At 43.4% G+C, this 18,502-nt stretch carries 15 protein-coding genes, 2 rRNA genes and 1 pseudogene; 9 read left to right on the top strand and 9 right to left on the bottom strand.

The genetic code is table 11. The annotated features are described in order from the left end of the window. Positions 1 to 40: 40 nt before the first annotated feature. The 5 genes from aceF to ampD all read right to left on the bottom strand — a co-directional run bounded on the left by aceF (position 41) and on the right by ampD (position 7,510). Positions 41 to 2,020, bottom strand: coding sequence for a dihydrolipoyllysine-residue acetyltransferase (gene aceF / locus ACROAE_RS08700; RefSeq protein WP_432400793.1), 1,980 nt, complete (start codon positions 2,018 to 2,020; stop codon positions 41 to 43). 11 nt (positions 2,021 to 2,031) lie between these two features. Further along, positions 2,032 to 4,698, bottom strand: coding sequence for a pyruvate dehydrogenase (acetyl-transferring), homodimeric type (gene aceE, locus ACROAE_RS08695; RefSeq protein WP_432400791.1), 2,667 nt, complete (start codon positions 4,696 to 4,698; stop codon positions 2,032 to 2,034). Between the two features lie 91 nt (positions 4,699 to 4,789). Continuing rightward, positions 4,790 to 5,542 carry a pyruvate dehydrogenase complex transcriptional repressor PdhR gene (pdhR, locus tag ACROAE_RS08690; RefSeq protein WP_432400789.1) on the bottom strand — a complete coding sequence of 251 codons (753 nt, stop codon included), beginning with the start codon at positions 5,540 to 5,542 and terminating at the stop codon, positions 4,790 to 4,792. A 471-nt stretch (positions 5,543 to 6,013) separates the two neighbouring features. Continuing rightward, positions 6,014 to 6,865: a beta-lactamase regulator AmpE gene (gene ampE, locus ACROAE_RS08685; protein ID WP_432400787.1), complete on the bottom strand. Its 852-nt coding sequence runs from the start codon at positions 6,863 to 6,865 to the stop codon at positions 6,014 to 6,016. An 84-nt stretch (positions 6,866 to 6,949) separates the two neighbouring features. Beyond that, positions 6,950 to 7,510 (bottom strand): 1,6-anhydro-N-acetylmuramyl-L-alanine amidase AmpD, encoded by a 561-nt coding sequence (gene ampD, locus ACROAE_RS08680; protein ID WP_432400784.1) that lies wholly within the window; start codon positions 7,508 to 7,510, stop codon positions 6,950 to 6,952. Between the two features lie 455 nt (positions 7,511 to 7,965). On the opposite strand from ampD, the gene nadC reads away from it, so the two are divergent. From nadC to mutT, 9 genes are all read left to right on the top strand, one after another. Further along, on the top strand, positions 7,966 to 8,844 hold the full coding sequence (gene nadC, locus ACROAE_RS08675) for a carboxylating nicotinate-nucleotide diphosphorylase (protein WP_432400782.1): 879 nt from the start codon (positions 7,966 to 7,968) through the stop codon (positions 8,842 to 8,844). A 977-nt stretch (positions 8,845 to 9,821) separates the two neighbouring features. Beyond that, positions 9,822 to 10,244 carry a pilin gene (locus ACROAE_RS08670; RefSeq protein WP_432401169.1) on the top strand — a complete coding sequence of 141 codons (423 nt, stop codon included), beginning with the start codon at positions 9,822 to 9,824 and terminating at the stop codon, positions 10,242 to 10,244. Positions 10,245 to 10,335: 91 nt separating this feature from the next. Continuing rightward, on the top strand, positions 10,336 to 12,042 hold the full coding sequence (gene pilB / locus ACROAE_RS08665) for a type IV-A pilus assembly ATPase PilB (protein WP_432400780.1): 1,707 nt from the start codon (positions 10,336 to 10,338) through the stop codon (positions 12,040 to 12,042). 106 nt (positions 12,043 to 12,148) lie between these two features. After that, entirely contained in the window at positions 12,149 to 13,411 is a 1,263-nt protein-coding gene (locus tag ACROAE_RS08660; protein ID WP_432400778.1) for a type II secretion system F family protein, read from the top strand. A gap of 17 nt (positions 13,412 to 13,428) precedes the next feature. After that, a complete protein-coding gene (locus tag ACROAE_RS08655) occupies positions 13,429 to 14,355 on the top strand; it encodes a prepilin peptidase (RefSeq protein WP_432400776.1) in 927 nt (308 codons plus the stop codon). Beyond that, positions 14,352 to 14,981 carry a dephospho-CoA kinase gene (gene coaE / locus ACROAE_RS08650; RefSeq protein WP_432400774.1) on the top strand — a complete coding sequence of 210 codons (630 nt, stop codon included), beginning with the start codon at positions 14,352 to 14,354 and terminating at the stop codon, positions 14,979 to 14,981. The genes ACROAE_RS08655 and coaE overlap by 4 nt, the downstream gene beginning before the upstream one ends. After that, a complete protein-coding gene (gene zapD / locus ACROAE_RS08645) occupies positions 14,974 to 15,708 on the top strand; it encodes a cell division protein ZapD (RefSeq protein WP_432400772.1) in 735 nt (244 codons plus the stop codon). The genes coaE and zapD overlap by 8 nt, the downstream gene beginning before the upstream one ends. A gap of 77 nt (positions 15,709 to 15,785) precedes the next feature. After that, positions 15,786 to 15,995, top strand: coding sequence for a DNA gyrase inhibitor YacG (yacG, locus tag ACROAE_RS08640; protein ID WP_432400770.1), 210 nt, complete (start codon positions 15,786 to 15,788; stop codon positions 15,993 to 15,995). A gap of 22 nt (positions 15,996 to 16,017) precedes the next feature. Next, positions 16,018 to 16,413: an 8-oxo-dGTP diphosphatase MutT gene (mutT, locus tag ACROAE_RS08635; protein WP_432400768.1), complete on the top strand. Its 396-nt coding sequence runs from the start codon at positions 16,018 to 16,020 to the stop codon at positions 16,411 to 16,413. Positions 16,414 to 16,534: 121 nt separating this feature from the next. Here the strand turns inward: mutT and ACROAE_RS08630 are convergent, their stop codons facing one another. The 4 genes and pseudogenes from ACROAE_RS08630 to ACROAE_RS08615 all read right to left on the bottom strand — a co-directional run. Then, on the bottom strand, positions 16,535 to 16,846 hold the full coding sequence (locus ACROAE_RS08630; RefSeq protein ID WP_432401167.1) for a transposase: 312 nt from the start codon (positions 16,844 to 16,846) through the stop codon (positions 16,535 to 16,537). A 264-nt stretch (positions 16,847 to 17,110) separates the two neighbouring features. Next, positions 17,111 to 17,786: pseudogene (locus ACROAE_RS08625) on the bottom strand (IS630 family transposase); the annotation flags it as partial. 229 nt (positions 17,787 to 18,015) lie between these two features. After that, positions 18,016 to 18,131 (bottom strand): 5S ribosomal RNA (gene rrf / locus ACROAE_RS08620). Positions 18,132 to 18,387: 256 nt separating this feature from the next. Then, positions 18,388 to 18,502, bottom strand: a 23S ribosomal RNA gene (locus ACROAE_RS08615); the annotation flags it as partial.

Raw genomic sequence — 18,502 nt, 5'->3', positions numbered from 1 at the left:
GACATAAAAAAGGCCACTCTATTAGAGCGGCCAGATTTGTTTACAAAATGATGGTGCGTATGTCAGATAAAATGCCTGACAAGGTCACACTAAAGCGTGCAGCCATGGCGCCATCAATCACACGATGGTCGTATGACAATGACAACGGCAACATCAATTTAGGCTCAAACTCTTTACCGTTCCATTTAGGCTTAATTTCAGATTTAGACACACCTAAAATGGCCACGTCAGGATAGTTAACAATCGGCGTAAACGCCGTACCGCCAATGCCACCTAAGCTTGAAATAGTAAAACAGCTACCTTGCATGTCAGCAGACTTAAGTTTGCCGTCACGAGCACGGATAGAAATGTCAGTTAACTCACGCGACAATTCTATAATGCCTTTCTTATCAACATCACGTACAACCGGAACCATTAGGCCGTTTGGTGTATCAACCGCAACACCAATATGGAAGTACTTCTTCTGAATAAGCGACTCACCATCGGCACTTAAGCTTGAGTTAAACACTGGGAATTCAGCCAATGTTTTTGCCACGGCTTTCATCATAAACACAAGTGGAGTGATTTTGTAATCTGCCTTTTTCTTGGCAGCAATATCATTCTGTTGCTTACGGAACGCTTCCATCTCGCTAATGTCAGCTTCATCGAACTGAGTCACGTGTGGAATAGTCACCCAGTTGCGGTGTAAGTTAGGACCAGAAATTTTCTGGATACGGCTTAATGGCACTTCTTCCACTTCACCAAACTTACTGAAATCAACTTTAGGCGCAGCAATCACGTTTAAGCCACCCGCACCACCAGCAACAGACGTTGCAGCAGTTGCTTTAGGACGTGATAACTCATATTTCACAAATGCCTGTACGTCTTCTTTCAAAATACGTGCTTTGCGACCAGTACCTGTAACCTTAGTTAAATCAACACCAAACTCTCGCGCCAAGCGACGTACCGCAGGCGATGCATGCACTACGCCTGTTGATGCTGTCACGCCTGCACTTGGGTGATGCGGCACTGGCGGAGTTGATGGACGGCTCGCAGCCATTGCCGGTGTTGGTACTGCTGGAGCGGCTTCTGCTTGAGCAGGAGCAGCCTGTGCAACAGGTGCTGAGCTTGTGGTTTCAATAGTGGCAATTAAGCTACCTTGAGACACTTTGTCGCCCACTTTAACCGTTAACGACACTAGTTTACCGGCAAACGGTGCTGGCACTTCCATGGTAGCTTTGTCAGTTTCAAGAGTAATTAACCCTTGATCTGCAGTGATTTCATCACCCACTGAAACCAGTACTTCAATAATATCAACGTCATTAGCGTCGCCAATATCAGGTACATGAATTTCTTGCACTTGAGTTGTCACGGCGGCAGGTGCAGCTTGTGCCACTGGCGCAGCAGTTTGAGCAACAGGAGCTGTTGCCTGTGGCGCTGGGGCTGCAGATGCAGAACCCGCAACTTCTAACGTGATAACCAATGAACCTTCAGACACTTTGTCGCCAACGGCCACAGTCACAGATTTAACCACACCGGCTTTCGGTGATGGTACATCCATGGTTGCTTTGTCAGTTTCTAAGGTAATTAACCCTGTATCAACGTCAATGCTATCGCCAACGGCGACTAACACTTCGATGACAGACACATCAGTATCGCCGCCAATATCTGGCACCTTAACGTCAATCACTTGTGAACCACCAGCAGGTGCAGCCACTGGGGCTACTGGAGCCGGAGCTGCAGCCTGAGCAACCGGCGCTTCAGCTTTAGGTGCTGGCGCTTCGGCCTGTGCTGGTGCAGCACTTGCTGCCGTCATCATTGCGATTAACGTACCTTCAGAAACGGTATCGCCTACTGCGATTTTCAGTTCTGTTAACGTACCAGCAAAAGGTGCTGGAATGTCCATGGTCGCTTTATCGCTTTCAACGGTAATGATTGATGCTTCTTTTTCAAGAAAATCACCCACTGCGGCACAAATTTCAATAACTTGTACTGCGTCAGTGTCGATATTAGGAACCAAAACTTCCTTTAAATCAGCCATTTTGTATCCCCTTACGCGAACTGTGGGTTGATCTTGTCAGCGTCAATGCCATATTCAGCGATGGTTTTAGTTAACACATCAACAGGCATTTCATTACGCTCAACAAGTGACTTCAGTGCCGCAATAACAATAAACTTAGCATCGACTTCAAAGTGATGACGTAAGTTTGCGCGGCTGTCGCTGCGACCAAAACCATCAGTACCTAATACTTTATAATCCGTCGGTACGAAAGCACGTAATTGCTCACCGTAAATCTTCATGTAGTCAGTAGCCACAATCGCAGGTGCATCAGCAGATAATACCTGGCTAATGTACGCTTGCTTAGGCGTCGCTTCTGGGTGCAACATGTTCCAACGCTCAGCCGCTTGGCCGTCACGCGTTAGCTCGTTAAAGCTGGTAACACTGAACACATCTGAACTCACACCAAAGTCTTTCGCAAGGGCTTGAGCCGCTTTACGCACTTCTTCTAAAATAGTGCCACAGCCCATGAGCTGTACTTTACCTTTTCCACTACCGGCAACAGTTTCAAGCTTGTAAATACCTTTTACGATACCTTCTTCGGCACCGGCTGGCATTTCTGGCTGAACGTAGTTTTCGTTCATGGTGGTTAAGTAGTAGAAGATATCTTCCTGGTTTTCGCCATACATACGACGGATACCGTCCTGTACCACTACCGCAATTTCATAACCGTAAGTTGGGTCGTAAGAAATACAGTTTGGAATCGTGTTAGCCAATACGTGGCTGTGACCATCTTGATGCTGTAAACCTTCGCCGTTCAATGTTGTACGGCCAGAAGTACCACCGACCAAGAAACCACGTGCGCGCATGTCGCCAGCAGCCCATGCCATGTCGCCAATACGTTGGAAACCGAACATTGAGTAGTAGATGTAAAACGGAATCGTTGGCATGTCATTCACTGAGTAGCTGGTTGCAGCTGAAACCCAAGATGACATAGCGCCTAATTCGTTAATCCCTTCTTGTAAAACCTGACCGGTTTTATCTTCACGGTAGTACGCCACTTGATCAGAATCTTGTGGAATATATTTTTGGCCTTCGTGAGCATAAATACCCACTTGACGGAATAAACCTTCCATACCAAAAGTACGCGCTTCGTCAGGAATAATTGGCACAATACGCTTGCCAATGCCTTTGTCTTTTAACAACGCTGTTAACACGCGAACAAATGCCATCGTTGACGAGATTTCACGGCCGTTAGAGCCTTTTAAAATCGAATCAAAAATTTTCAATGAAGGAATTTCTAACTCTTCAGTGAATTTTTCACGACGTTGCGGTAAATAACCTAATAACGCTTCACGACGACTCTTTAAGTATTTAACTTCTTCAGAGTCTGGACCTGGATGATAGAAAGGTAATTCTTCTAACTTATCGTCAGGGATTGGGATATTGAAACGATCGCGGAAGTAACGGATTGACTCAGCGCCCATCTTCTTCACGTTGTGAGCGATGTTTTTACCTTCGCCAGCATCACCTAAACCATAACCTTTAACAGTTTTAGCTAAAATAACCGTTGGGCGACCTTTAGTTTTCTGTGCATGTTCTAGTGCAGCGTAAACTTTAACAGGGTCGTGACCACCACGGTTTAAGCGCCAAATGTCATCATCTGACATGTTAGCAACCATTTCCGCAGTTTCAGGATACTTACCAAAGAAATGCTCACGCGTGTACGCGCCGCCTTTGGCTTTACAGTTTTGGTATTCACCGTCTACGGTTTCTTCCATTAACTGTAATAATTTACCGCTAGTGTCACGGGCCAATAATGGATCCCAATAACGTCCCCAAATCACTTTAACCACTTCCCAGCCTGCGCCGCGGAATTCGCCTTCAAGTTCTTGGATAATTTTACCGTTACCACGCACAGGGCCATCAAGACGCTGTAAGTTACAGTTAACAATAAACACTAAGTTGTCTAATTCTTCACGTGCAGCCAAACCAATAGCACCTAATGCTTCTGGCTCATCACACTCACCGTCACCTAAGAAACAGTAAACAGTTTGCTTAGAACAATCTTTTAAGCCGCGGTCAGTCAAATACTTTAAATAACGCGCTTGATAAATAGCCTGAATAGGACCTAGACCCATCGATACCGTCGGGAACTGCCAGTAAGTAGGCATTAACTTAGGATGTGGGTACGAAGATAGACCTTTACCATCAACTTCTTGACGGAAGTTAGCCATTTGATCTTCGGTAATACGACCTTCAAGGAACGAACGCGCATAAATACCAGGTGCGATATGGCCTTGGAAGTAAACTAAGTCACCACCATCTTGCTCATTTGGCGCACGGAAGAAGTGGTTAAAACACACATCGTAAATCGTTGCGCTAGACGCGAAACTTGAAATATGACCACCAAGCTCTAAATCTTTCTTAGAACCACGTAACACCATCGCCAAGGCATTCCAACGGATAATCGCACGAATACGACGCTCCATTTCCTGGTTACCAGGCATGTTTGGCTCTTGGCCTGCTGGAATGGTATTCAAATATGCAGTAGTGGCATTGTAAGGTAAGTGAGTACCGTTACGACGCGCTTTATCGATTAGTTTTTCAAGTAAAAAGTGTGCACGTTCAGGCCCTTCTTGCTCTAACACAGCTTGTAGAGCATCAACCCACTCTTGGGTTTCTGATGGGTCTAAATCTTGAAGCATATCTTCAGACATCTCGCAGTCCTTCTCTATATACGGATTATATTTCGGCTTTTTGCTGCTTGTTGACACAGCAAAAGTGTATTCTCATTCAAAGTAACAAGTACTACACGCCGCTCTTTAAACGGCGCAAACTACGTTGCAACCGACTGTCTTCTTCTCTTACTGACAACATGACTTCTTCGATATAGCTTAAATGCTCGTTCGAAGCTTCACGCGCAGCGTCTGGGTCCCGGCGTATAATCGCAGCCAATAATGCCCGTCTGTGATCATTTGCCTTGGTGGAAGCTTCTTTGCGAATGCTTAAAAGCTCCAGGTTTTGTGCCACATTTTTGTGCAGCACAGGGGTTAAACTTAATACTAGATGCAACATAGCCACATTGTGTGACGCCTCAGCAACCGCGCGATAAAAGCGCACAATAGCTGCCGCTTTCGCCTCAAAATCCGTTGCAGCCTCTACGTCAGTAATTTTAGTTTGAATATTTTGCATATCGGCATCAGTGCCACGCAGCGCAGCATAATACGCCATCATGCCTTCAGTGGCGTGACGGAACTCAAGCAAGTCATACTGACTTTCAGAGTCGTTATGCATTAATTCAACGATAGGATCGGCAAGACTTTGCCACAGCTGTTCTTTTACATAGGTGCCACCGCCTTGACGACGCATCAGCAACCCTTTGGCTTCTAACTTTTGAATGGCTTCGCGTAATGAAGGACGAGACACTTCAAATTGCACCGCAAGTTCGCGTTCGGGAGGCAGTTTCTGACCCGGCTGCAAACTGCCTTCAAGGATCATGCGCTCTAATTGCTCCATGATCACATCGGAAATTTTTGGCTGGGTAATCTTACTATAAGCCATCTGGCGCCCTGCTCCCTAAATAAGAGATTGTCAATTGGTCTTACCAATTAATATGAGAGAGCGCACTTTATCAAATCATACAGGCCGTGTCTAGTTATCAGCTTATTGACAACCAAGCACAAGTTTGTTTAAAACGCTCAATCCATGAGCATAACCGATATTTGAATTAAAGGGGTCAGACCATTTACCCTAAAGCGCTAAAAACGAAGAGCTAGGAAGCTAGCAACTAGAGCGCTACGCTGCTAGACGGCTATAAAATCTCAGCTAAGCTATCCTAGCAGGACGAAGTCCGCCCTAAGATCTAGTAGCAAAAAGCCTAGAAACTAGAGCGCTACGCTGCTAGAAGGCTATAAAATCTCAGCAGCTAAGCTATCCTAGCAGGATGAAGTCCGCCCTAGTATCTCAGCAGCGAAGCTGTCCTAGCAGGACGCAGTCCGCCCTAGTACCTAGTACCTAGCACCTCGCTCCCAACTAATTCACAAATCCAAAAATAGTTAATACCGACACTAAAGTCAGTAACAATAAAAAGTTACGCTTACTTAATGCCAGTAGCGCTAAAGTAGACTGCACACTAATAGGTGCATTACCCGCCTCGGGCAACGACTCTGCGGCAACGGCCGTTTGCGTGACAATAGTTTTAGCATCACAACGAATTCTTAACCCATGCTGGCGCCACGCTCTCAAACCACTGCTAAATTGACCACTCAATACGTAACCAAAACTAAACAACCGGCTTGGTAACCAATCAAGCAAGGTTTGCAAATCATCAACCAGCGGCATTTTAGTTTGGTTTTTAACATTAAAGTCACTGTAAAAACGCACGGTGCAATACAACACCGCACCAACAGGGCCTAAAAAGATTAAAAACAACGCCACTGCGCCGTAATAACGATAGTTAATCCACGCAACCGTTTGCCCCACTTTTTCACCTAAATCTTGTTCATCAACCACATCAAGGCATTCGGTACAATCAAGCTGCCCAGCATATCGGTAACATGCCTGCACATCACCACGGCAAGCCGCCTGAATATACTGTTTAAACACAGCACGTAAATGTTGGTGACTAAAACAAATCATCGACACCACAACCCAAAACAACAAACTGAGTAAATCGAACAACATACCCTGCAATAAATGGCTCACAACAAACACCACTAACGCCGGCAATATCAGCGCCATTGCCACGCCAAATTCAGTCGCTAACGACTCAGCATCCCAAAATTGTTTATGGTAACGCGTCATTAAGCGATCAAACTGCAACCCACTGGGCAGTAATTTAAGTCGCTCGACTAAAATCGCGACTAATAATGAAAATAACGCCATGAATATCCTTTTAATCGATGATCTACGGTATCAAGAACTATTGTGTAAAACAGTGAACGCACGATAATGAATCTTATAAAGTATTCAAGTTGTTGCCGTTAAAATGGCTTGTTTGTATCGTGGCCAATCAAAGCTATCACCAGGATCGGTTTTACGTCCCGGAGCAATATCACAATGACCAACAATATTGTCTAAGGTAATCATAGGATACTGCGCCATTAAGGCCAATGTTAACAGCGTTAATTGTTGATATTGCTCATCGGTATAACCGCTAACGTCGGTACCTTCCATCTCAATGCCAATGGCAAAGTCATTACAACCACTGCGATCATTAAAACTTGATACGCCAGCATGCCAGGCACGATCATCACAACTGACATATTGCACTACCTCACCATCACGGCGAATTAAAAAATGTGCCGATACCTGTAACCCCGCCAACTCAGCAAAGCTGTCATCCGCGTTAATGTCTAAACAGCCCTGAAACAACCCATCAATGTGCGGCAAACCAAAACAGCCAGCCGGCAAACTGATGTTATGTACTACCAACAAGCTCACTTCGCCCTCAGGCCGCTGATTAAAATAAGGCGACACACACTGACGCGCGCTGTCTAACCAACCGCTGTCTAATACTCCAATAGCCATAGCAACCTTAATTCAATGTCGATACTGTAATTTAGCAGTTATACCCAAGCGACCTCAAGACGCGTATTGCGCGAAAATAGGATGGCTTTCTGCCGTGTTGCTGATTTGATACATCGTTATTCTACCTTGCTAATCAGCAACAAAGCATAAAACCCAACCAAACTAACCCTAATGAGGCCGCGCATTACGTCCATTTTTTGTTAAAAAACCGAGAAAGAGACAGCCATTAGGTCGACTTTTGCCTCAAACAGAATGTAATGACAGGCTTTGAAACCGGTATCTTGAAGTAGCTCGAGTATATAAACCCTAACTACCAATGTTAAAAATTGCCCATGAGTGAGTGTCAGACAGTCGTGTAAATATGATAATCTTGTGCAAATGCTTTTCGGTAAACGACCATCCCAATAATCGGTTATCGTTTTGCCCTATCACGCTCTTTTGCAAGGACTTTGCTTATGTTAGAAAATGACATCCGCCACGCAGTAAAAACAGCACTCGATGAAGATCTAGGTCACAGCGCACATAACACTATCGAACAGATGCTAACGGCAGACATTACTGCACAACTCATTCCTGCTGACAAACATGTTTCAGGCAGTTTAATCACTAGAGAAGACGGTGTATTTTGCGGTAAAGCCTGGGCCGAGCAAGTATTTAACCAGCTAGGTGGCGAAGTCGTGCTGCATTGGCATGTCGACGATGGCGACTTAGTAGTACCTAATCAAGTCTTATGCGAACTATCGGGTCCTGCACGCGCCATTTTAACCGGCGAGCGCACCGCAATGAACTTTATTCAAACCTTGTCTGGCACTGCCACACTCACCAAACATTATGTCGACAAACTGTCGGGCACCCATACTCGCTTACTCGACACCCGCAAAACCATCCCAGGGTTACGTACGGCACAAAAATATGCGGTAACCTGCGGCGGCGGCAAAAATCATCGCATTGGCTTGTTTGATGCTTTTTTAATCAAAGAAAATCACATCATGGCCTGTGGCGGCATTTCACAAGCTATTACCGCAGCTCGCGCATTAGACGATCGCAAGCCGGTAGAAGTAGAAGTAGAATCACTTGACGAGCTAACTCAGGCACTCGAAGGCGGCGCAGACATTATTATGCTTGATAACTTCGACGTCACCATGATGGTCGACGCAGTCAGCATTAATAACCGCTATAAAGATAAAGGACAGGGCGCTAAACTAGAAGTATCGGGCAATGTAACCTTAGATACCCTCGCGACATTTGCACAAACTGGCGTTGACTATATTTCGGTAGGCGCACTGACTAAGCACGTTAAAGCGCTAGATTTATCGTTAAGATTGAAGGCGTGATAGTTCTAGATCCTAGGTGCTAGGGCGGACTTCGTCCTGCTAGGTCGCTGCGCTTCTAGGACAGCTTCGCTGCTAGATACGAGATCCTAGATTCTAGGGCGGACTACGTCCTGCTAGGTCGCTGCGCTTCTAGGACAGCTTCGCTGCTGAGATTTTATAGCTTCTAGCAGCGTAGCGCTCTAGCCTCTAGGCTTTTTGCTACTGGTCCTAGATTCTAGGGCGGACTTCGTCCTGCTAGGGTCGCTGCGCTGCTAGAACAGCTTCGCTGCTGAGATTGAGATACTAGGGCAACTTTGCAGCTGAGCTTTTATAGCTTCTAGCAGCGTAGCGCTCTAGAACCTAGAAGCAAAGCGCCAACAAAACGACATTGTTACATTTATGTCAAAAAAATAACGCATAAAGCTAGCGTGTCAAAAAAAACTTATCGTATAATGTGCGGGAAATGTGAATTTACAACAATTTTAGATATTTATTTTTTATTTGTACGGTAAAACTATTCCATTTTGTAACAGTTTATACTAACGTTTACCGTAGGCGAGTTGGCCTTTCGGCCATCCACAGTAACCGCCAAAGTGTAAATGCGTGCAAAGATATTAACATTTAGTCTACATTTGTGACGGTCTGTAATAGACTCATTACTCAAATATACATGGTCTGCATGTTAACATTAGCGTATTTACTCTAGGTTTACTGCTCAGCCGAAATGTCATTAAGTAAATAATCTGCTAACATTTTTTGAGGTAAACGTGCATATCAATACGCTCACAGCGTATCAACACACACCAAAACATAAAATGTTGGCTAAACTAAAACGTGGTTATGTCGATATAACATCTACACCACACAATGTGCTTAAGGTTTTCGGCAAATGGAATGCCAGCGGACTCACTTCATACTAGAAAATGAGTGCTTCGCCATCGAGGATTGATACAACCCGGCCTAATTTTACGGAGAGAAAAATGAAAGGTATCAACCAAATCAAAAACGCTAAAGGTTTTACTCTTATTGAATTAATGATCGTAGTGGCGATCATCGGTATTCTTGCTGCAATCGCATTGCCTGCTTATCAAGACTTTACAAAGCGTGGGCATGTATCTGAAGGTATGGGCCTTGCTGCTGGGGCAAAAACTGCAGTCGTTGAATATTATGCTGCAACAGGTGATGTAACGGCCATGTCAAATGCAAAAGTAGGTATGTCAGATACTATAACTGGTAATGCTGTAAAAAGTGTTGTTGTTGGCCTTACTGGTGCCATTACAGTAACTTTCAATGAAAAAGTAAAGGATGATGCAACTCTGATTGTAGCACCAACGTTTAATGATGCTAATGGCAGTGTCACTTGGACTTGTAATACTGGCGATGTTGACGATAAGTACCTACCTTCAAACTGTCGCCTATAAATATAGTTAGTGACAAAAGGCAGCATTCCGCTGCCTTTTTACTTTACATCATTAGAGATGTAGAATTATTATATTTGAGTAGGTAATTTACATGTCATCATCTGCAATTCATTTAGGCCTATCAACTTTATTTATTCGTAAAGGTCTCTTAAGTGAAGAGCAAATATCAACTGCAATTTCCGAATCTCGAAAGCATAAACAGTCCTTAGTCGCAACGCTTATAAGCTCCAAACTACTATCAGCTCGTGAAATAGCTGAACTATGCTATGAAGAGTATGGTACGCCACTACTCGATTTAAATGAATTTGATATATCTAGCATTAATGAAGACTTACTTAATAAAAAACTCATTGAGAAGCATAAGTGCTTACCGCTTTTCAAACGCGGAAATCGCCTTTATATTGCAACTTCAGATCCTACCAATATTGCAGCCCTTGAAGACTTCCAATTTAGTTTAGGTTTGCATGCTGAAGCGATCTTAGTAGAAGATGATAAGTTGCTTAAGGCACTAGAAAAAGTTATTGAAGATGATATTTCTGGCCTTGATCTAGCTGGAGCTGATGAAGAAGCGCTTGCCTCTATAGAGATAACTGATACTAGCCGCCAAGATGAACCAAGTGGTGACAGCAGTGATGATGCGCCTATCGTTATTTATATCAATAAAATTCTTACCGATGCGATTCGTAAAGGCGCCTCAGATTTACACTTTGAACCGTATGAAAAACGCTACCGCATTCGTTTTCGTATTGACGGTATTTTACATGAAGTGTCTGAGCCTCCAGTTAATTTATCAAACCGCATTTCAGCGCGCTTAAAAGTCATGTCCAAGCTCGACATTGCCGAGCGAAGGGTTCCGCAAGATGGCCGCATTAAAATGAAGCTGTCGCGCACCAAATCAATCGATTTTCGTGTCAGTACTCTGCCCACAATTTGGGGCGAAAAGATTGTAATGCGTATTTTGGACTCGTCTTCAGCCCAGCTAGGGATTGAAAAGCTCGGCTATGAAGATGATCAACGCTTATTGTACGAAGAAATGCTTGCCAAGCCTCAAGGGATGATTTTAGTCACAGGGCCGACAGGTTCCGGTAAAACCGTATCCTTGTACACTGGGCTTAATATTCTCAATACCGAAGAGCGTAATATCTCTACCGCAGAAGATCCAGTCGAGATTAACCTTGAAGGTGTTAACCAGGTTCACATTAATTTAAAAGCCGGTTTAACTTTTGCGTCAGCACTGCGCTCATTTTTACGTCAAGACCCTGATGTGGTCATGGTCGGTGAAATCCGCGACCTAGAAACCGCAGAAATTGCCATTAAAGCGGCACAAACCGGTCACCTAGTATTATCAACCTTGCATACTAATTCCGCGGCAGAAACTTTAACCCGTCTAATTAACATGGGCGTACCCGGTTATAACATTGCCAGCTCGGTAAACTTAATTATTGCTCAACGCTTGGCCAGACGTTTATGCCCCGCCTGCAAACAAGTAGAAGATGTGCCTATAGCCGAATTACAACGCCTAGGTTTTCAAGAGGCTGACATTAGCAAAGGTATCAGCGTATTTAAGCCCATAGGCTGTGAATTATGCTCAGGCGGTTATAAAGGCCGTGTCGGTATTTATGAAGTGATGAAAATGAGCGATGAGATTGCTCGCACAATCATGGAAGGCGGCAACTCTTTACAAATTGCCACTATTGCCAAACAACAAGGCATGCGCGATCTACGTCAATCTGGCTTGCTTAAAGTGATTCATGGCGTGACCAGTATTGCCGAAATAAACCGTGTCACTAGCTTTTAATTAGTCTAGAGTAACAAAATTAACGACATAAATTTATTCAACTTTGCAACATCGCTCTGAAATGCTTCTATTATGGATAAGAGCTCGCTAAAAAAGGATTGGCTCCATGGCCACTGCAGCAGCAAAAAGAAAACCTAAAACCAGAAAACAAACTCAAAAACACCAACCCAAGGTGTTTACATTTGAGTGGAAAGGGGTCAATCGTGATGGTGCGCGAACCTCGGGAGAACTACGCGGCTCAAGCATAGCTGAAATCCGAGCCGTTTTGAAAAAGCAAGGAGTAACACCTAAAGGGGTTCGCAAAAAGTCTGCTCCATTATGGAAGTCCGAGAAAAAGATCACCGCAATGGACATTGCGATGATCACTCGCCAAATAGCCACAATGCTAGCTGCCGGTGTACCGCTAGTAACGACAATTGAATTATTAGGCCGCGGCCATGAAAAAGCTAAAGTAAGAGAATTACTAGGCACTATTTTATCAGATGTTCAATCAGGTATTCCTTTATCTGATTCATTAAGACCGCATCGTGTATATTTTGATGATTTGTACGTCGACTTAGTGGCTGCGGGTGAGCATTCTGGTTCACTTGACGCAGTATTTGATCGAATTGCTATTTACCGAGAAAAAGCTGAACAATTAAAATCTAAAATTAAAAAAGCAATGTTTTACCCTGCTGCAGTTGTGGTTGTTGCACTCTTAGTTACATCACTCTTGTTGCTATTCGTAGTACCACAATTTGAGGATATCTTTAACGGCTTTGGTGCTGAACTACCTGCCTTTACGCAAATAATCATTAATATTTCACGCTGGCTACAGAGCTCTTGGTATTACTTTGCTATTGCGATTATTGCTGGCATTTGGCTATTTAAAAGAACTCATAGAACCTCGCAAAATTTTCGAGACAGAATAGATCAAATGGTACTCAAGATTCCTGCCATCGGTGATATTCTGCATAAGGCTGCAATGGCACGATTTGCTCGTACATTAGCCACCACGTTTGCCGCTGGTGTGCCATTAATTGATGGTTTAGAGTCCGCAGCTGGCGCTTCTGGTAATTATGTATATCGCAAGGCATTACTTAAAGTCCGTCAAGAAGTGATGTCGGGGATGCAAATGAACGTCGCAATGCGAACAACTGGTCTGTTTCCAGACATGTTGATTCAGATGGTGATGATTGGTGAAGAATCTGGCGGCCTGGATGAAATGCTCAACAAAGTCTCCAACATCTATGAAATGCAGGTAGATGATGCCGTTGATGGTCTGTCTAGCCTGATTGAACCTATCATGATGGTGGTGATTGGTACCGTTGTTGGCGGACTGATTGTCGGCATGTATTTACCTATTTTTGAAATGGGTAACGTTGTTTAATTTTTACGATAAGAAAAATGACTGAATTTATCTCAACGTTTGTCACAACGATGCATCAATATCCTTGGGTGTTTGTTGTTATTAGCTTTATCTTTGCTGCCACCATTGGCAGTTTTCTTAACGTGGTGATTCATCGCTTACCAGTGATGATGAAACGTGAGTGGCAAAGTGAATGTAATTTTTACTTAAATGAATATCATCCCGATATTGTTAAACAAGTCGGTAATGAACGTTTAAATAAGCCCATTGATGCGTTTCCGGCAAAGTACAATATCGTGGTGCCAGGATCTGCCTGCCCTAAATGCAAAAGCGACATTAAGCCATGGCATAACCTACCCATTCTGGGTTGGTTATCGTTAAAAGGAAAATGCGCCAATTGCAAAACTGCGATTTCTGCACGCTATCCTATTATTGAGCTGCTAACAGGTTTACTCATCGCCACGCTGGCGTTCTATTTTGGTCCGACATGGCAGTTTGTCTATGCCAGTATATTAACCTTTGTGTTAGTGGCGTTAACCGGTATCGATTTAGATGAAATGCTCTTGCCAGACCAACTGACCTTACCGATATTATGGTTAGGACTAGTCATCAATCTAAAAGGCATTTATGCCAGCCCACAAGATGCCATTATTGGCGCGGCTGCCGGTTATTTAAGCCTCTGGTCTGTATTCTGGCTATTTAAACTCGTTACTGGCAAGGAAGGTATGGGCTACGGTGACTTTAAGCTGTTAGCCGTATTTGGTGCCTGGCTAGGCTGGCAAATGCTGCCACTGATCATCTTATTGTCATCGCTTGTCGGTGCGGTGGTCGGCATCATGATGATTATCACTAAAAAGCTTAATAAAGGTAACCCTATCCCTTTTGGACCTTATATTGCCGCCGCCGGTTGGATAGCGCTGGTCTGGGGGCAAGATATTCTTAATTGGTATCTGAGCACCTTATGACCCATAAAAAGTTTATCGTTGGCCTCACAGGTGGTATCGCCAGCGGAAAAACTACCGTGGCTAATCTATTTGCCGAAAATGGCATCGAGGTTGTCGATGCCGATATAATTGCCAGAGAAGTGGTTGAGCCCGGCTCAAAAGGACTACAAGAAATAGGTGAGCATTTTGGTAATGAGATACTGTTACCAAACGGAGAACTCGATAGAGCAGCCTTGCGCAGTCAAGTCTTCGATAATCAACAGCAAAGACTCTGGCTTAATAATCTCTTGCACCCCATGATCCGTCAAACCATGCTTGAGCAAGTTAATGCGTCGACTTCTGCATATGTGATTATGGTTGTGCCCTTGCTATTTGAAAACCAATTAGATAGTTTAGTGACTACAACTTTGGTGGTAGACATTTCGCCAGAATTGCAAATTTCAAGGACGATACAACGTGATGGTGTCAGCCAACAGCAAGTAGAGCATATACTCGCAAGCCAAATGAGCAGACAGCAACGACTCGATAAAGCCGACCACATTATCGATAATCAAGGAGACATTAACCTGTTGCGCAGCCAAGTAAGTCGCCTGCATCAACTCTTTTTACAACAAGCAGCCGAGTTATTAACTAAGCCCAATGACTGATTTAATTTACGAACAACCTTTAAATGAAAAAATACGCAGTTATTTACGCTTAGAAAACCTTGCTCAGCAGTTACAAAGCAATATCCTCCAAGATCAACAAAGCCAATGCTTTTACCCCTTATTTGCGCTAGCAGAGCTAACAGAACGCTGTGATTACCGCTCTGAAGTGCTCAAAGACATTGAAAAACAGATACAACAGCTTAGCCAAATCAATTTGTTGCAACTGAGTGATAGCGAACAAATTAATCCTCTCATTCAACAGTTATCTGCATGTAAAGCCTCATTACAAACCCCAGAAAGAATTGGTTGTAGCATTAAACAAGATAAGTTTATTACCGCATTACGACAGCGTTTTAATATGGCTGGGGCATACTGCAATTTTGATTTACCACAGTTACATTTTTGGTTAGGTAAAAGTTGGCCACAACGACAGCAAGACATCGAGCATTGGTTACTTCAGTATCAACCGTTATTAGCCCCTATAGCGTTTTTATTACAACTGTATAGACAGACCGCTGAGTTTAATCAGCTACGTGCTGCTGCAGGCTTTTACCAAGGTGAATCCTCACAACCGCTTTCACTGATCCGTGTCAGAGTGAATGCCGCTCAAAATTGTTATCCAACCATCAGCGGTCATAAAAACCGTTACGCGATTCATTTTGTCGACTTCAATTTACACCGCCACACAAATACACAGATTGAGTTCTCACTAGCAACCTGCAGCTAAACCCTTTAACATCACATCATAATCACAACTAACACTGACTTGCTTTAACAGCATTAAGTGGAGTAAGAGATAACAATATGCCATTAACAGTAAAATGCCCCATTTGCAGCACATCAGTGCTATGGAGTGCGGAAGCATTATTTAAGCCCTTTTGTAGCGAAAGATGCAAACTCATCGATTTAGGTGACTGGGCAAGCGAGAAGCACAGCATTCCGGTTAAAGACAATATCGACCCAGATATGATCGACGATATTGGTTACGATGAAGAAGACTTCTTTAAACAATAATGGCGATATCATAAGAGCTAACATGCAAAAGAGAATACATGTCGCCGTTGGCGTAATTATAAATAAACAAAAAAAAGTCCTATTGGCTAAACGTCATGATCATCTTCATCAAGGTGGCAAATGGGAGTTTCCCGGTGGTAAGGTAGAGCTGGGCGAATCAGTAACACAAGCATTGATCCGTGAGCTAAAAGAGGAAGTGAGCCTGGACGTAAATCACACCAGTGAATTTATAGATATTAGCCACGATTACCCAGACAAGCATGTGCTGTTAGACATTCATTTAGTCACAGACTTCACAGGAAACGCTATTGGTGTAGAAGGCCAGCAAGTAAAATGGGTAGATATTGATGCACTCAACGACTATGAGTTCCCAGAAGCCAATAAACCTATCCTCGATAAGTTGTTAACCTTATATTGAGAGATACCAAAGCCATCAAGATAGATGGCTTTTTAATGTCCGGAATATTACCCAGGCAATTGTTATACCATTTACATTAATTAACTGGTCAGTTTTGCCCAGTTTCTAGAACATAATTTAATTACCCTTTCAGGCTCTGCAATAAAGTGATTCCATGCAATTGAGCACTGTTCAACAATATCGTCATATCACTAAAACAACGATTGGCAAGTTCATTTTGACGAAGCCATTGCCACACTTGTTCTACAGGATTGAGTTCTGGGGGATAAGGGGGAAGTTTAAGGATACTTAAGTTATCAAAGCCCTCCGTCAGTTTTTGTTGATGCCAACCTGCGCCGTCCATAATGATCAGGGCATAGCGTCCAAATTCAGTCGCTTCTGAAATTAATTTCAAATGTTCTAACATATATTCACTACTGGCATACGGGGCAATAATACCAATTCCACTAATTATCTGGTCATTCAGCGGGAGTTCTGTGCCTTCTAGGCAAGTAATAGGATTGTAGGCATAGTTGCTCTACGTCAAAGTGCTATTAAGCAGTATAGAAGGCACAGAAACCCGCCTTGCAGGAGGCGCTCAGACTGTCCATTTCTTTGTTGCATAGTCTTAAAAAGGGAATAACCATTATTTTCAACAATGCGCCTCAAACTGGACAGTCTGAGTGACTCTGATTGGTCACATAATTAATGGAAATGGTATAATTGCCTCTGTCGCACCTGTAGCAGGACACACCGCACCATATAAATAGGCGGATTCAAACTGTTGTTGCCTTACTGACCGTGGTCGGCTTCCTTTCAATGCCCAAATATGGGTTGTGGTATTTTGCTGGCCGAACCGGGCTTCATCTTGAAACCACACATCAATGCGATCTAACGATACATGACCAGGGGTGTTAAGGATCGTTGACAGTTGGAAGTTTTTTAAAAGCGTCCTGAACATCTTGAGACTGTTTTGGGTAACGAGAGCGAGTTGTTATCCATGAAAAGCCTAATTGATGGAGTATTCTGTAGATGTTGGCCTGCTTAAAGGTCACTTTAAATTCAGATTGAATAAAAAGACAGACATCTCTTGCCATTAATCTACCGCCACTCTCAGATAAGCTTTGAGCTTGTATAAACTCTTTCAGACTTGCCTGTTGTTTCGCTGACAATTGTGCAGGTCTACCTGGATTATGTTTATCATCCAGGCCGTTGATACCATGAGTTAAATAGTTTGTAACCCAGGCATTTACACTTGTTCTACTAACCTTCAACATGTTGGCAATCGCGGTGCGAGAATGACCTTCGGTAAAGTGGAGTAAGGCGAGGTAACGCATACGTTTACGAGCGCTTTTTTCAGATTTAGCTAATGCAGCAAGATTGATATTATTCATAAATATAGCAATAAGAGAATGACGGTTAATTAGATCATATATTTAATGTAATTGTATTAGAGTGAATAAGCGGACATAACTTAAAATAAGTACAAAAGTTTGATCATTCTCTGCTATGCATTCGAGCACTGAATATTTCAATCACAATACTATTTGCTCAAATTCAAGACGTAAAAAAGCCCGTTGCGTTAGCAACGGGCTTATCACTATTCTTTCGAGTAAATTAGGCGCCTGGAAATGACCTACTCTCGCATGGGGAGACCCCACACTACCATCGGCGATACTGTGTTTCACTTCTGAGTTCGGAATGGGATCAGGTGGTGCCACAGCTCTATGGTTTCCAGACAAATTTGTTATCTAAAGACTGGTTAATTGTCCGTCTAACGGCATTGTCACCTCGCTCTAGTGCTCATGTAGTGAACTACACTCCGCGCTTCGCTCGTCACGGCTTTGTTAGCCTAACAATTTCCTGCGTCTTAATTACCAATATTTAGTTAATTCGAAAAGCTGATTTGCTTTATTAAAGCTTACTTGATTTCTCGCACTGCTTAAGCGCTCTATTCTAATACTAAGTCGTATCAGTAAAACTCATCTGGGTTGTATGGTTAAGCCTCACGGGTCATTAGTACAAGTTAGCTCAACGCCTCACAACGCTTACACACCTTGCCTATCAACGTAGTAGTCTCCTACGGCCCTTTAGAGAGCTTAAAGCTCTA

Source organism: Shewanella sp. MF05960 (assembly GCF_050849305.1).
Taxonomy (GTDB): domain Bacteria; phylum Pseudomonadota; class Gammaproteobacteria; order Enterobacterales; family Shewanellaceae; genus Shewanella.
This window is presented reverse-complemented; position numbering and strand designations above follow the sequence as displayed.